The 14,402-nt window shown below is 64.0% G+C and carries 14 protein-coding genes; 4 read left to right on the top strand and 10 right to left on the bottom strand.

The window, feature by feature from the left end; genetic code table 11:
* The first annotated feature begins 18 nt into the window (after positions 1 to 18).
* The 3 genes from C5E41_RS09465 to C5E41_RS33240 all read left to right on the top strand — a co-directional run bounded on the left by C5E41_RS09465 (position 19) and on the right by C5E41_RS33240 (position 3,574).
* Positions 19 to 315 carry a hypothetical protein gene (locus C5E41_RS09465; protein ID WP_146097509.1) on the top strand — a complete coding sequence of 99 codons (297 nt, stop codon included), beginning with the start codon at positions 19 to 21 and terminating at the stop codon, positions 313 to 315.
* A gap of 8 nt (positions 316 to 323) precedes the next feature.
* Positions 324 to 2,861, top strand: a complete 2,538-nt coding sequence (locus C5E41_RS09460) for a TPR repeat region-containing protein (protein WP_104375470.1) — start codon at positions 324 to 326, stop codon at positions 2,859 to 2,861.
* Positions 2,862 to 3,064: 203 nt separating this feature from the next.
* Entirely contained in the window at positions 3,065 to 3,574 is a 510-nt protein-coding gene (locus C5E41_RS33240) for a hypothetical protein (protein ID WP_146097508.1), read from the top strand.
* 704 nt (positions 3,575 to 4,278) lie between these two features.
* On the opposite strand, the gene C5E41_RS09450 is transcribed toward C5E41_RS33240, so the two are convergent.
* From C5E41_RS09450 to hppD, 8 genes are all read right to left on the bottom strand, one after another.
* Entirely contained in the window at positions 4,279 to 4,758 is a 480-nt protein-coding gene (locus C5E41_RS09450; RefSeq protein WP_104375468.1) for a DUF6247 family protein, read from the bottom strand.
* A 116-nt stretch (positions 4,759 to 4,874) separates the two neighbouring features.
* Positions 4,875 to 6,065, bottom strand: coding sequence for an elongation factor Tu (gene tuf / locus C5E41_RS09445; RefSeq protein ID WP_104375467.1), 1,191 nt, complete (start codon positions 6,063 to 6,065; stop codon positions 4,875 to 4,877).
* A 115-nt stretch (positions 6,066 to 6,180) separates the two neighbouring features.
* Positions 6,181 to 8,283: an elongation factor G gene (gene fusA, locus C5E41_RS09440; protein ID WP_063029255.1), complete on the bottom strand. Its 2,103-nt coding sequence runs from the start codon at positions 8,281 to 8,283 to the stop codon at positions 6,181 to 6,183.
* A 205-nt stretch (positions 8,284 to 8,488) separates the two neighbouring features.
* Positions 8,489 to 8,959 (bottom strand): 30S ribosomal protein S7, encoded by a 471-nt coding sequence (rpsG, locus tag C5E41_RS09435; protein ID WP_030517120.1) that lies wholly within the window; start codon positions 8,957 to 8,959, stop codon positions 8,489 to 8,491.
* Between the two features lies 1 nt (position 8,960).
* Positions 8,961 to 9,335 (bottom strand): 30S ribosomal protein S12, encoded by a 375-nt coding sequence (gene rpsL, locus C5E41_RS09430; protein ID WP_014353064.1) that lies wholly within the window; start codon positions 9,333 to 9,335, stop codon positions 8,961 to 8,963.
* A 448-nt stretch (positions 9,336 to 9,783) separates the two neighbouring features.
* Positions 9,784 to 10,356 (bottom strand): DUF3558 domain-containing protein, encoded by a 573-nt coding sequence (locus C5E41_RS09425; protein WP_258080859.1) that lies wholly within the window; start codon positions 10,354 to 10,356, stop codon positions 9,784 to 9,786.
* An 11-nt stretch (positions 10,357 to 10,367) separates the two neighbouring features.
* Positions 10,368 to 10,898, bottom strand: coding sequence for a DUF3558 domain-containing protein (locus C5E41_RS09420; RefSeq protein WP_104375465.1), 531 nt, complete (start codon positions 10,896 to 10,898; stop codon positions 10,368 to 10,370).
* Between the two features lie 131 nt (positions 10,899 to 11,029).
* The gene (gene hppD / locus C5E41_RS09415; protein WP_104375464.1) at positions 11,030 to 12,223 is read right to left on the bottom strand and encodes a 4-hydroxyphenylpyruvate dioxygenase; all 1,194 of its coding nucleotides are present in this window, start codon (positions 12,221 to 12,223) and stop codon (positions 11,030 to 11,032) included.
* Positions 12,224 to 12,387: 164 nt separating this feature from the next.
* Between hppD and C5E41_RS09410 the strand changes: the two genes are divergently transcribed.
* Positions 12,388 to 12,909 (top strand): Lrp/AsnC family transcriptional regulator, encoded by a 522-nt coding sequence (locus C5E41_RS09410; RefSeq protein WP_030517113.1) that lies wholly within the window; start codon positions 12,388 to 12,390, stop codon positions 12,907 to 12,909.
* Here C5E41_RS09410 and C5E41_RS33235 read toward each other — a convergent pair.
* On the bottom strand, positions 12,857 to 13,225 hold the full coding sequence (locus C5E41_RS33235) for a winged helix DNA-binding domain-containing protein (RefSeq protein ID WP_258080858.1): 369 nt from the start codon (positions 13,223 to 13,225) through the stop codon (positions 12,857 to 12,859). The genes C5E41_RS09410 and C5E41_RS33235 overlap by 53 nt on opposite strands.
* Positions 13,226 to 13,425: 200 nt before the next feature.
* Positions 13,426 to 14,400, bottom strand: coding sequence for an NADPH:quinone oxidoreductase family protein (locus C5E41_RS09400; protein ID WP_104375463.1), 975 nt, complete (start codon positions 14,398 to 14,400; stop codon positions 13,426 to 13,428).
* Between the last annotated feature and the right edge of the window lie 2 nt (positions 14,401 to 14,402).

Below are 14,402 nucleotides of genomic sequence, written 5' to 3'. Positions count from 1 at the left end.
GAACACGAGGAGGGGACCGTGCTGAAGGCCGATATCGATCAACTCGACAAGCTGTCGAAGACCCTGACCACGATCGGTGGGGAGATCGACGACATCACGGTCGGCGAGAAGGTCAACGATGTTGCGGGAGCCATGCCCGGATCGACTGTTCCGGCGGCTTGCGTGCAGACCAGCACGCATATCGAAGGCGCATTTCTGCGGGTCGGTGAGCGGATGAAGGACGTCGCGGTCAGGATCACCGCTTGTACCGGGAATCTGCAGATGACCGACGATCAGTTCGCGCAGAAGATGCACGAGCTCGACTTCCACAAGTAGGGGACGTCATGCCACTCCGTTCCGAGCTGGAGCGCTGGAATCTGCAGGCGCTGAAGGACTGGGCCTCGACGGTTCACGCCGGCAACGAGAAGCTGCTCGAGAAGATCGACAAGGCCCGCAAGTATTTCAACGACGTCGGCTACAACTGGACCGGCATGGCCTTCTACGCGGCCTACGACAGGGTAGGCCAGGACCACGACGAGGCGCGCAAGGTCTATGCCGACATCGCCGATTTCCTGGATAAGTTCGGTCCCGCCGTCGACAGCGTGTCCTCACACCGGGATGTTCTGCGCGCCAAGGCCGCTGATGCCGAACAAGCCGCAGTGACGGTCGCCGACAACTGGTCGTGCTCCGGGACGAAACACGAAGACGTCCAAGCACATCAGGACGCGATCGACACCGCCTACCGAGAGTTGACGCAAGCCGAAGCCGAGCTGGGACGGCTACTGACCGACCGGAGCGAACTCATTCGTGCGGCCGGCGATCTTTTCGGCTCCTCGATCGAGGTCGACGAGGCGCCAACGGCAGGTTCCCGTCTCGGCGGCGAGGACGGGAAACGGCTGGCGGACGCTGCTCGCACCCACGACACGGCCGCGATCGACGCCGTCGCTGCCGACATGCCGCCGTTTCATCTCACGCCGCAGGACCTTCAGGACTTGGCCGACGGGAAGCAAGTGTCCGACATTCCCGCCGACGTGCAGGACTACTATCGCTCGTTCTTCCAAGCCTCCGGCAAAGACGGCCTGTTCGCACTGTCGGATCGTCTCGCCGAAGGCGAGGCGATGGCACACATCGGCGGCGGCGCGACGAATCCCGCTGCGGTACAGAGAGATAATTTGGCCAACGCCATCATGATGATGTCGAACGAGAACGTCGGCAGTACTGGGCCGGACGGTAAGTTCCGCGGTGGCGGCATAGGCGAATTGCCGAGCTACATGCAGCATCTGGTGTCCGACCGGCTGGAGTCGAATCCGCCGAAAACGGCACTGGAGATGAAGACCCGCTTCGCCGATCAAGCCAAGTTCGCGCAACTGCTCGGCGAGGCGAACCCAGGCTTCACGCCGGGCAAGGGCATGGCAGGCCAGATGGCGACGACAGCTGCCAGCATGGCCGGATACCTCGATGGAAAGACGCCTCATGTCGGCGATATGGTCGACGGCTTCAAACACGAAGGTCCGTTCGGCATCGGCGACAAGTACTTCGATGAGGACAAGCCGAAGATCGAAGCGGCCGCCAAGAGCTACCTCGACCTCGCGACCCGCAACCACGACGTCGACTACAACCTCCTGACAAATCCGGACGCCACGGCGATCGCCGAGAACGATTACTACGCCGACCCGAAAACCTGCCGCAACGAGATCTTCGCTCACGATTGGGGCGACAAGGGCAAGGTCGCGTCCCAGTTGTACAGCTGGGCCGGCGAACACGCGCACGACCGGACACCCGATGGCGACCTGTCGCGCAAGACGCTCGCCGCTCTCCCCGAGGTTTTCTCACCGACCCAGGTCGATGAGCACGGCAACCACACCTCCAAGCTGGTGACGGGCGCCGGTGACCACACCGAGTTCCAGAACAACGCAGATCTGTTCAAGAAGAACCCCGAACTCGCAACAGGGTTGTCGAAGGTACTCGCTCCCAACCTGGATGCCCTTGCCGATCCACACCAGGGCGAGACCAAGACGTGGCCATTCCCGGACGCGAGCAACAGCACCTACCCGCATCCGCCGGTCGATGACGTGAGGCTCGGTCGAGATGACGGGGATCGCCTGCTGTTCCTCGCCAATCAATCCGAAGACGGCCGGAATCTGCTCGAAACCAGCCGCGCCCTTCGAGAGTCGGCCATCTACGACCAGGCGATGAAGGAGGGCGGAGACAACGTGGGTGAATGGCTCGCCGACAACGAGGACTACAGCCACCTTCAGTCGCTGAACGATCGAATGACCGTTCAGCATTACAACGCACTCTTCTACGGCGACAATATGGACGCCGAGCATACTGCTCAGCATTTGCAAGAAGTGTACGAGAGCAAGCAGAAGGCGGCAGACGTCGCGAAGAGCGTGATCGACACCGCAGTGCCGTTCGACAAGTTCACCAAGCCTGTTACCGCAGTTCTGCCCCAGGTATTGGCAGATCCCGCGGGCAAGTACATCAACGGCTTGCCCGACAAGTGGATGGACTCGGCAATATCATCCTGGAACCACAAACCCGATCCTGTGCATGTACAGGATCCGAATCCGAGCCAGGTATCTTCGGAGATCAATCGGGAAACAAGCAATCGACTACTCGACGCGGCATACCGGAACGGGCAGCTGCCGACGAAACTCCTGAATCCTGATGGCACCGGCCCGATCCACTTGACCGATGACACGGCGCACGCGACAGAAGCACAGGTCACAGAATTCATACACATCAGAGGCTTACGAAATTACGTGACCGAGTCGCAGCAATCCGGTGACATTGCCATTCTGATGGGGCTGAAGGACGATCGGGAGAAACTGCAGAGCTTCCTGAGCTCGGGATACGAGACCGTGGAGCCGACGAAATGAGTAGCCGACGTTCTCGCATAACTCGATCAGCAATAATCGCATTGATGTTTGCCCCCACTGCGATCACGTCGTGCACGACGCAGAACGACCGGACTCAGTCACAGACTCCCGCCTCGACAACCTCTGCCACGACGCCTGCTTACCCGCCGGTCACATCCAGTTGGAATTCCGCGATCTCAATTTCATCCAATGAAAGATCCGCCGTGGAATTTGCGGCCGAGGCGGCGGTCCTGGATGACAAGTTCATGATGTCGAACACCTTCGACTCAGATTTGATGGATCGCATCAATCAGCGGGTAGCACCCGCCTATGGCGTCTCAGAAGCGGCATGGCAGGGAACTCGGACAAAAAGGCTTGGCACGGGAGGCACGCTTCTGCGGGTGGTCGACGTCGCCACTTCCACCGAGGGCGTGCGCGTCACGATGTGCACATTCAACTCTCCCGGATTGTATGACGTTGTCGATGGAAAACCGGTTGGCGATCCTCGAAACCCGCGGACGATAAGCGCGCAAATCTCGACCGTCGCTCAAACAACGCAGCCGGCAGCAGTCGACAAGAAGAAGTCCATGCCGAACCCACGGCCGCTCGTGGTGTCGATTGTCGATGCCGTCGAGTACAACGAATCCCCAGATGTGCTCTGCGACAAATTCGCGCCCGATCCTTTCGTTCAAACCCCTCCCTCTCCGCTGCCGCCGACCGCCGCCCATAAGTGATGCCGCCGGTCATAGCGAGACCATGACGACGCGACCGCGAGGACGAGTGCCGCCGGACTGCGAAGCGAGTCCGGAAACGCGAAAAGGGCCGCTCCCCGAAGGGAACGGCCCTTTTCATGCTGTCACCTACCGTAACGGCCCATCACAAGGTCACTTGATAGAAATTCTGCGGATGACATTCCCGTTTCACCGCGAGAACACGGTAGAGGCGAATTCAGCTAGGCCTTCGATCTGCTGCCCACTCGCGGATCAGCCCGCACATCCCGAACCAGACGCCCCGGATATCCAGTGACAGTCGCGCCAAAACTCCGTCGCTGCCCCTCCCGACCACCACGGAACCATCATCCAACAACCCTATTCGGTGGCTTTGGGATGCCCGGTACCCGCGTAGGTGACCCAAGCCGTCCCTCGCGCATCATCGATCAAAAACCAGATACGGCCCCCGCCGGTTACCTCGTACTGCCACTGTTCGAGCGAAGTACCTTTCCACATGCCTGTTTTCAGGGTTCCTTTGAGACGGTGATGGCGGTCCGGATTCGTGCGGGCTCGTGGGTTCGCGCGGATGGCCTCGAACGCGCGTCGAAGCCCAGTCGGAGCTTGTTGCGCAAGCTCATCCCATCCCTGCGCGGCATCCGAGGTGGCGAACCGTACCTCGAACTCACCCGCAACCGCAGGTGGAGCAGCTCGGTCGAGCCGCTTCGGGCTCATCCTTCGTCCCCATCCGCCGGGGGCGCTGCTTGGCCGAAATCACCATCATGCTCGGCGGTGAGGATCTCCAACAGTGCGGGATCGGCGTAGATCTCCGCGGTGTGACGCCACTGAGTCAGCAACGTGGCAAGTGGGGACAGGTTCTCCAAGGCAGCGGCGCCCTGCGCAACGCTCGCCAGTTCCACGAGAAACTCGTCGACATCGGCTTCGGGCAGGAACGCCACCCACGGAACGGCATCCGGCAAGGCCTCACGAACCGCACCGACACCGAATCGACGCACCAACCCACCGAGTAACCGGGCGGTGAAATCGATAACGGCGCCTTCAGCATCCAGCTGTTCGACGCGCATCAACGCGAGGTCCCCGGCATCGCGACGGCGCAGCCGCAAGGCACGCACTCGATCCAGCCGATCAGCAGTAACCGCAGGTTTATGCAATAAGTCGCTGAAAGGAACGATGTCATACGCCGCGCTCATACATCCACACTACCTCGGATGTCGGTCTAGGCTGTGCCGAAAATACGAAAAGGGCCGCTCCTCGAAGGGAACGGCCCTTTTCATGCTGTCACCTACCGTGACGGCCCATCACAAGGTCACTTGATGACCTTGGTGACGCGGCCGGCGCCGACGGTGCGGCCACCCTCGCGGATCGCGAAGCGCAGGCCCTCTTCCATGGCGACCGGCTGGATCAGCTTGACGCTCATCTCGGTGTTGTCGCCCGGCATGACCATCTCGGTGCCCTCGGGGAGGGTCACAACGCCGGTCACGTCGGTGGTGCGGAAGTAGAACTGCGGGCGGTAGTTGTTGAAGAACGGGGTGTGGCGGCCGCCCTCGTCCTTCGACAGGATGTACGCCTGGCCCTCGAACTCGGTGTGCGGGGTGGTGGTGCCCGGCTTGATGACGACCTGACCACGCTCGACGTCGTCACGCTTCAGACCACGAACCAGCAGACCGACGTTGTCGCCCGCCTGGCCCTGGTCCAGCAGCTTGCGGAACATCTCGATGCCGGTGATGGTGGTCTTCTGGGTCTTCTCGCGGATACCCACGATCTCGACCTCTTCGTTGACGTTGATCACGCCACGCTCGACACGACCGGTGACCACGGTGCCACGACCGGTGATGGTGAAAACATCCTCGATCGGCATCAGGAACGGCTTGTCGGTCTCACGAACCGGGTCCGGGATGGACTCGTCGACGGCGTTCATCAGCTCGACGATCGACGCGACCCACTTCTCGTCACCCTCGAGGGCCTTCAGGCCGGAGACGCGGACGACCGGGGCGTCCTCGTCGAACTCCTGGGCGGCCAGCAGCTCGCGGACCTCCATCTCGACGAGCTCGAGGATCTCCTCGTCGTCGACCATGTCCGACTTGTTCAGCGCGACCAGGATGTAGGGCACGCCGACCTGACGGGCGAGCAGCACGTGCTCACGGGTCTGCGGCATCGGGCCGTCGGTGGCGGCCACGACCAGGATCGCGCCGTCCATCTGGGCCGCACCGGTGATCATGTTCTTGATGTAGTCGGCGTGACCGGGGGCGTCGACGTGCGCGTAGTGACGCTTCTCGGTCTGGTACTCGACGTGGGAGATGTTGATCGTGATACCACGAGCCTTCTCCTCCGGAGCCTTGTCGATCTGGTCGAACGCGAAGCTCTGGTTCAGGTCCGGGTACTTGTCGGCCAGCACCTTGGTGATGGCGGCAGTCAACGTGGTCTTGCCGTGGTCGACGTGACCGATGGTGCCGATGTTGACGTGGGGCTTCGTCCGCTCGAACTTCGCCTTCGCCACTGTTGTCCTCCTGGACTAGTTAGTGCGTGCTTTTGTGCAGCAGTGCGGTTTGTATTTACAGGGGGTCGTACGCGACCGAACGGGGCGGATTTTCGCAAACCCGCCCCGACTGCGATTACTCGCCGGTCGCCTTGGCGATGATCTCCTTCGCCACGTTGGCCGGAACCTCCGCGTACGAATCGAACACCATGGAGTAGTTCGCCCGGCCCTGGGTCTTCGACCGCAGGTCACCGATGTAACCGAACATCTCCGAGAGCGGAACCAGCGCCTTGACGACACGGGCACCACTGCGTTCCTCCATGGCCTGGATCTGGCCACGGCGGGAGTTCAGGTCGCCGATCACATCGCCCATGTAGTCCTCGGGCGTGATGACCTCGACAGCCATGAGCGGCTCGAGGATCACCGGACCGGCCTTACGGGCCGCTTCCTTCAGCGCCATCGAACCCGCGATCTTGAACGCCATTTCCGAGGAGTCGACCTCGTGGTAGGCGCCGTCGAGCAGGGTGGCCTTCAGGTTGACCAGCGGGTAACCGGCGAGGACACCGTACTGCATGGAGTCCTGGATGCCGGCGTCCACCGACGGGATGTACTCGCGCGGAACGCGGCCACCGGTGACCTTGTTCTCGAACTCGTAGGTCGCGCCGTCCTCGCCCGTGAAGGGCTCCAGGCCGATGATGACGCGGGCGAACTGGCCCGAACCACCGGTCTGCTTCTTGTGCGTGTACTCGAGCTTCTCGACCGGCTTGGTGATCGTCTCGCGGTACGCGACCTGCGGCTTACCGACGTTCGCCTCGACCTTGAACTCGCGCTTCATCCGGTCGACGAGGATGTCGAGGTGAAGCTCGCCCATACCGCCGATGACGGTCTGGCCGGTTTCGGCATCCAGCTTCACGGAGAAGGTCGGGTCCTCTTCGGCCAGCTTCTGGATCGCGGTGCCCAGCTTCTCCTGGTCGGACTTGGTCTTGGGCTCGATCGAGACCTCGATGACCGGGTCCGGGAAGGTCATGGACTCCAGCACGATCTGGTTCTGCGGATCGCACAGGGTGTCACCCGTGGTGGTGTCCTTCAGGCCGATGACCGCGTAGATGTGGCCGGCGGAAACCTGCGGGACCGGGTTCTCCTTGTTGGAGTGCATCTGGAACAGCTTGCCCAGACGCTCCTTCTTGCCCTTGGTCGCGTTGATGACCTGGGCGCCGGAGTCGACCTTGCCCGAGTAGACGCGGACGTAGGTCAGCTTGCCGAAGAACGGGTGCACGGCGATCTTGAACGCCAGCGCGGCGAACGGCTCGTCGGCGCTCGGCTTACGAGTGATGATCTCGTCTTCCTTGCCGGGCACGTGACCCTGCACGTTCTCGACGTCCAGCGGCGAGGGCAGGTAGTCCACGACGGCGTCGAGCATGGGCTGCACGCCCTTGTTCTTGAACGCCGAACCACACAGCACCGGGTACAGCTCCGAGGCGACGGTCAGCTTCCGGATGGCGCCCTTGATCTCGTCGATCGTGAGCTCCTCGCCGCCGAAGAACTTCTCGAGCAGCGCCTCGTCCGACTCGGCGACGGTCTCGAGCAGCTCCTGGCGGTACTGCTCGGCCTTCTCCTTCAGGTCGGCCGGAATCTCGGTGACCTCGTACTTCTCACCGAGCTTGGTCTCACCGGTCCACACCTTGGCGTTCATCTCGACCAGGTCGACGATGCCCTCGAAGGTGTCCTCCGCGCCGATCGGCAGCTGGATGACCAGCGGCTTCGCGCCGAGACGGTCCTTGATGGTCTGCACCGTGAAGTAGAAGTCCGCGCCCAGCTTGTCCATCTTGTTGACGAAGCAGATACGCGGCACGTCGTACTTGTCGGCCTGACGCCACACCTGCTCCGACTGCGGCTCGACGCCCTCTTTACCGTCGAACACCGCGACGGCGCCGTCGAGCACACGCAGCGAACGCTCCACCTCGACGGTGAAGTCGACGTGGCCGGGGGTGTCGATGATGTTGATCTGGTTCTGGTTCCAGAAACACGTCACCGCCGCCGAGGTGATGGTGATGCCGCGTTCCTGCTCCTGCTCCATCCAGTCGGTGGTCGACGCACCGTCGTGGGTCTCACCGATCTTGTAGTTCACACCGGTGTAGAACAGGATTCGTTCGGTAGTGGTCGTCTTGCCGGCATCGATGTGAGCCATGATGCCGATGTTGCGGACCTTGTTGAGGTCGGTGAGCACGTCCTGTGCCACGGAAATCTTCCCCGCTCTGCTCTGTTAGCGATCAGCTAGTTGGGATTTTCGGGAACGGCCCGGGCGGTTCCGCTTCGATGCGGGCCCCTGGCCATCACTATGTCAACGTCGGGTGCGGCTGATTGGTGCCCTGCTGAGCACGTGCCGCACCCGACTGTGACTCGCCTCCCGGCGCCGTTCCTTCACCGGCGGACCGGGTGACCAATCACCAGCGGTAGTGCGCGAACGCCCGGTTGGACTCGGCCATCTTGTGGGTGTCCTCGCGACGCTTCACCGAAGCGCCCAGACCGTTGCTCGCATCCAGCAACTCGTTGGCCAGACGCTCGATCATGGTCTTCTCACGACGCGCACGCGAGTAGTTGACCAGCCAGCGCAGCGCCAGGGTGTTGGCGCGACCCGGACGAACCTCGACCGGGACCTGGTAGGTGGCGCCACCGACACGACGGGGCTTCACCTCGAGGGCGGGCTTCACGTTGTCGAGCGCACGCTTGAGGGTCACGACCGGATCGGTGCCGGTCTTCTCGCGCGCCTGCTCGAGGGCACCGTAGACGATGCGCTCGGCGGTCGACTTCTTGCCGTCCAGCAGGATCTTGTTGACCAGCTGAGTGACCAGCGGCGATCCGTAGACCGGATCGTTGATCAGCGGACGCTTGGGTGCGGGGCCCTTGCGTGGCATATCAGCTCTTCTCCTTCTTGGCGCCGTAGCGGCTGCGGGCCTGCTTGCGGTTCTTCACACCCTGGGTGTCGAGCGAGCCGCGGATGATCTTGTAGCGCACACCGGGGAGGTCCTTCACACGACCACCGCGAACGAGCACCATCGAGTGCTCCTGCAGGTTGTGACCCTCGCCCGGGATGTAAGCCGTGACCTCGACCGCGCTGGTCAGGCGAACACGCGCGACCTTACGCAGCGCGGAGTTCGGCTTCTTCGGGGTCGTGGTGTACACGCGGGTGCACACGCCACGACGCTGCGGGCTCCCCTTCAGGGCCGCAGTCTTGGTCTTGGCGACCTTGTCGCGACGACCCTTGCGGACCAGCTGGTTGATGGTTGGCATATACCGGCTTTCCTTATTCAGTAACCAGGTGTCTGGAACTCTTCGATGTCTGTTTGTCGGCGGTGCTGCCCCGATTCCCCGGAGTTCACACCGACGTCATAGAGCTGTCACCACTTGCCCGGATCGCGTTTCCACGCGCCCCGAGGTCGGGCGTGTCGCGCGCAGTACATGCCTACTTTTCCGGGCACGCTGAAACGGTCGGCCGCTCTCGCTGGCTTACGTTCTACGCACAAACCTGCCCGCACGCTTCCGGGCACAGCGATCCACGATACCCGTCGGCGCGGCGAGGGGCAAAAGTGGGGTCCGCAGGCCCCGACCCACCACCGGCTATGCGATTTCACTATCTCTCGAGACCACCCGCGCGGCGCGGCCGGGGTGGCGAGGCGACGATCGCCGGCCCCCGTCCGGCGACACCGCGCGAAGACCCCGCGCGCCGAACGACATTCGCTCAGCGCGCCAGGTTCAAGGTCAACTCCGCCAGCTTCTTCGCCCCTGCACACGGATCCGGATGACCACCCGGACGGTAGTTCACCCACCAGCCGATGATCCCGGTGTCCGCGGCCGGCGCCATCACACCGCACGAATCCGGATCGCCCGGCCGCTGGACCTGCAGCGAGCGCCGGCCCTGCACGTTCACATCCGTGGTGGTGTAGCCGAGCCGATCGTTGTTGGCCTTCTCGTTCGGGAGCGAACCCATCTCGTACCAGTTCAGCGTGGCCATACCGTCGCCGCCGGGCGTGCCCGACAGATCCCACATGCATACGGCGCCGTTGAACGACCCCTGCGCGTCCTGAGCGCCGGTCGCCTTGGCGATGTCCTCCTGCTTGACGACCTCGCATTCGCGCAGCAACTTGTCGAAGTTCATGTTCACCCCGCCGCCGCTACCCGCCGGCAACGCAGTCCCCGGGACCGTGCGCCCGCAGCCGCCGACTGTCACACCGATCGCGAGCGCGAGGACCGCGATCGCACTCGCCCGCATACCGCTCCGGACGCGCCCCTGGGCACGTATGCCGTTGCTCATTTCAGCCGCCCTCACTTCAGACGCTGCACGGTCAGTTCGGCCAATTTGCGGTTCTTGTCGCACGGCGTCGCCGAAGGCGTCCCGAACGCGCCGGCCGAAGTCGACCATTCGAAGAAGTCGTCCCCCAGTTGCACCGCGAAATCACAGATGGTGCCGTCCGGACTCGCATCCTGGAAACCCTGATGGCCGCCGACCTCGATCGACTCCGGATTGCGGCCCTGCGCGGTCACCCACGCCTTCTCCCGCCCGATCGGACTGCCCCGATACGACGCGAACGTCACACTCGGCCCGCCGATTCCGCCCGCCTGCCAATTGCAGCCGACCGAATTCTTGAACACCTGCGAGATCTGACCGAGCCCACCCAGATTCCGGACCTCGTCATCGGTGACATGCCCGCACTCCCCCACGAACGGACCCAGCGCCGCGACCTTCGCGGGCGGGCGAACCGACGGAGAATCGCTGCCCGAATCATCCCCCGACCCGCAGCCCGCCAGCAGCGCCGCGAGAGCCGTCCCGGTGACAATCGCCGCCGTCAATCGCATGAAAGGCACTCTATGTTATCGGCGGCGCAGGTGCTGTCCGCTGCGTTGCCCCATCTACTCGGCGGTCGGGTCGGCCAGGCCGTAGCGGCGTCTGCGCGGTTGCGGCCGCCGATCTGAGGGCGGGCGCCCGATCACAGATTTCCGCGTGCGTGCTGTTCCCTCTCGATCGCCTGGAACAGGGCCTTGAAGTTGCCCTTTCCGAAGCCCAGCGAGCCGTGCCGCTCGATCAATTCGAAGAACACGGTGGGGCGGTCGGTGAGGGGTTTGCAGAAGATCTGCAACAGATAGCCGTCCTCGTCGCGGTCGACCAGGATGCCGCGCGATCGCAGTTGTCGTACGGGAACGCGGACGTGGCCGATGCGGGCGCGCAGTTCGGGGTCGTCGTAATAGGTGTCCGGGGTGTCGAGGAATTCGATGCCTTCCCGGCGCAGGGCGTCGACGGTGCCCAGGATGTCGCCGGTGGCCAGCGCGATGTGCTGGACGCCGGGGCCACCGTAGAACTCCAGGTATTCGTCGATCTGTGAGCGTTTGCGCCCGGCCGCAGGTTCGTTCAACGGGAATTTCACCCGGTGGTTGCCGTTGGCCACGACCTTGCTCATCAGCGCCGAGTATTCGGTGGCGATATCGTCGCCGACGAATTCGGCCATATCGGTGAAGCCCATGACGCGCCGATAGAACTCCACCCACTCGTCCATCCGCCCGAGCTCCACATTGCCCACGACATGGTCCACGGCCTGGAACAGCCGATGCGGCACCCGCGGCTGATAATCCGAACGGCGCGCGACATATCCCGGCAGATACGGACCGTGATAGCGCGACCGGTCGACGAGGGTGTGGCGGGTTTCGCCGTAGGTGGCCAGGGCAGCCGTGCGGACCGTGCCGAATTCGTCGGACTCGTCGTGCGGCTCGACCAGAATCCGCGCGCCCTGTCGCCGGGCGTGGGCGATGCAGCGGTCCACATCGGGCACCTCGAGCGCGATATCGACGATGCCGTCACCGTGCCGGTCGTGGTGGGCGACCAGCGGACTGGCCGGATCCACCGCCCCGCACACCACGAATCGCGCACTGCCGCTGCGCAAAACGTAGGACTTGTGATCACGGTTGCCGGTCTCCGGTCCGGAATAGGCCTCCAGCGCCATCCCGAAGGCCTGCAGATAGTGCGCGAACTGGGTCGCGTTGCCGACCACCCACACCAGCGCGTCCCATCCGAGGACGGGAAACGGATCCGCACCGGGATCGTGGTCGACCAGACCGACCAGCCGGCGCAACTCCGCATCGCTCGCCACCGCGGGCCGGGTGCTGCGGGAGATGTCCTCGATTGTCATGCATCCAGATAATCTCCGAGCCCAGGTCCTGAGCAACATCGAGGACTTCGGGTAGACACCCTGGCGTAATTGGTCACCATATGCCGCCGAGTGCTGGACAATTTGAATAGCTGTACCCGGTCTCGCCCGGTGGCGCGGCGCCGGGCCGAATACAGGAGACGACGATGACGCGCACCCCCGCCAAACTGGACGAACTGGATCTGGCGATCCTCACCGCCATGCACGAGTACCAGAAGGCGGGCGTGCTCGAACTGTCGCGACGCACCCGGGTGGCGCGGGCGACCGTCCAGTCGCGCATCGCGCGTATGGAGGAGGCCGGGGTCATCGCCTCCTACGATCCGCGGGTCGACGTCACCGCCGCCGGATTCGACGTGCAAGCCTTCGTGAGTCTGGAGATCGCCCAGGGCGCACTGGACGCGGTGACCACCGATCTGGACGCCATTCCCGGCGTGCTCGAGGCCTACGCGACCACCGGTTCCAGCGATGTCCTGTGCCGCATCGGCGCCGATTCGCATTCGGGCCTGCAGGCGGTACTGCTGAGTATCGACCGCAGCGCCGCGGTGGTGCGCTCGCACAGCGTGATCGTGCTGTCCACGGTGGTCGCGCATCGCACGCTGCCACTGCTGCGCACGCTCACTCCGGCCGGGACGAGCAAGGCTCCGGCATACCGGAATTCGACGCCCTGAGCCTGCGCCGCCCCGGCGATGCTACTTCCCGATTGTGAGATCGGCTCTCGGCGAGAGGATCTCGACTTCCGGCCGCAGGCTCGGTTCCAGAAAACCCAGCAGATCCCGGGCCTCCGCCGCGACCTCGGCCGCTTCCCGCGCCGACCACTCCCGGCTCGGTGCGATGCGCAACCGCGCCGCCGACTTGTCGGCGAAGATCTTGTAGATACCGGCCCAGGTGAATCGTGGTGCGCATCAAGGTGATTCGCACCAGCGAACGGTTCTCGAGTCCGGCCGAGGCCGCCGCCGGGTCGAAATCGCTGATGCGGCTCCACAATCCGGCGTAGGGGCGGCGTCACGTCCTGGGCCTGCAACCCCACCAGATGTTCACACAGCTGAGGGACCGGCACCGGGGGACCGCTGTAGCAGGTACTGCCGGGCCAGCAGGGTGCGATTCAGAATCCGGTCGGACAGTTTCATGATGCGCCCACCCTACGGCCCGGCACCGACATCCAGCGGTGCCGAACGAGGCCCCGCTCAGCGGACGGTGACGACGATTTTGCCCTTCGCCGAACGGTTGTCGAGCGCGGCCACTGCGGCGGCCGTCTCCGTCAGCGGGTACAGCACGGGCTGCGGCGCCGCGATCTTGCCCGATTCCAGCAGCGGCGCCACCTCGTCCCACTGCTCCTGCAGATAACCCGGATGGGTCATCACCCATTCGCCCCAGGCGGCGCCCACCACCTCGACGTTCTTGAGCAGCAAGCGATTCACCTTCACGGTGGGGATCTCGCCCGCGGTGAAGCCGACCACGAGCAACCGGCCGGCCGGAGCCAACGAGCGAATGCTGTCGGTGAACCGGTCGCCGCCGACCGGATCCAGCACGATGTCGACGCCACGCCCGCCGGTCAATTCCTTCACCGCGGCCAGCCAGCCGTCGGTCAGCACCACATCGGATGCGCCGTTGGCACGCGCGACCTCGGCCTTCTCCTCGGTACTCACCACGGCGATCACCCGGCTCGCGCCCAGCGCCTTCGCCATGCGCAGGGTGGAGGTGCCGATGCCACCGGCCGCACCATGCACCAGCACGGTCTCACCCTCGGCCAGCCGGCCCCGGTGGCGCAGGCAGAAGTGCACGGTCAGATCGTTGAAGAGAATTCCCGCACCCGCTTCGAGGGAAATGTTGTCCGGCAGCCGGAACACCATCTCCTTCGCGGTCACCGCCGTTTCGGCGACCGCGTTACCCAGCATGGTCAGTGCCACCACCCGGTCACCCGCCCGCACCCGCGCATCCTCGGGCGCCGAGCGCACGATCCCGGCCACCTCGCCGCCGACCACGAACGGCAGTTCGGGTTTCATCTGGTAGAGCCCACGCGTCATCAGCACATCCGGAAACGCCACCCCCGCGGCATGGACGTCTATCACCACCCCACCGGGGAATTCCGCCGGTTCGGGGATGTCCACGACCTCGATGGATTCGGGCCCCTCGAGCTTGCTCACCTGGGCTGCGCGCATGA

The organism is Nocardia nova, assembly GCF_002933465.1.
In the GTDB taxonomy this organism is placed as follows: Bacteria; Actinomycetota; Actinomycetes; order Mycobacteriales; family Mycobacteriaceae; genus Nocardia; species Nocardia nova_B.
The sequence above is the reverse complement of the archived record's forward strand: the minus strand, read 5'-3'. Positions and strand labels throughout refer to the sequence as shown.

Excerpts from the sequence above, each read along its gene's own strand:
- C5E41_RS09460 (WP_104375470.1), top strand. The coding sequence starts at position 324 with ATGCCACTCCGTTCCGAGCTGGAGCGCTGGAATCTGCAGGCGCTGAAG.
- C5E41_RS09450 (WP_104375468.1), bottom strand. The coding sequence starts at position 4,758 with ATGAGCGCGGCGTATGACATCGTTCCTTTCAGCGACTTATTGCATAAA.
- rpsG (WP_030517120.1), bottom strand. The coding sequence starts at position 8,959 with ATGCCACGCAAGGGCCCCGCACCCAAGCGTCCGCTGATCAACGATCCG.
- rpsL (WP_014353064.1), bottom strand. The coding sequence starts at position 9,335 with ATGCCAACCATCAACCAGCTGGTCCGCAAGGGTCGTCGCGACAAGGTC.
- C5E41_RS09425 (WP_258080859.1), bottom strand. The coding sequence starts at position 10,356 with ATGAGCAACGGCATACGTGCCCAGGGGCGCGTCCGGAGCGGTATGCGG.
- C5E41_RS09420 (WP_104375465.1), bottom strand. The coding sequence starts at position 10,898 with ATGCGATTGACGGCGGCGATTGTCACCGGGACGGCTCTCGCGGCGCTG.
- hppD (WP_104375464.1), bottom strand. The coding sequence starts at position 12,223 with ATGACAATCGAGGACATCTCCCGCAGCACCCGGCCCGCGGTGGCGAGC.
- C5E41_RS09410 (WP_030517113.1), top strand. The coding sequence starts at position 12,388 with ATGACGCGCACCCCCGCCAAACTGGACGAACTGGATCTGGCGATCCTC.
- C5E41_RS09400 (WP_104375463.1), bottom strand. The coding sequence starts at position 14,400 with ATGCGCGCAGCCCAGGTGAGCAAGCTCGAGGGGCCCGAATCCATCGAG.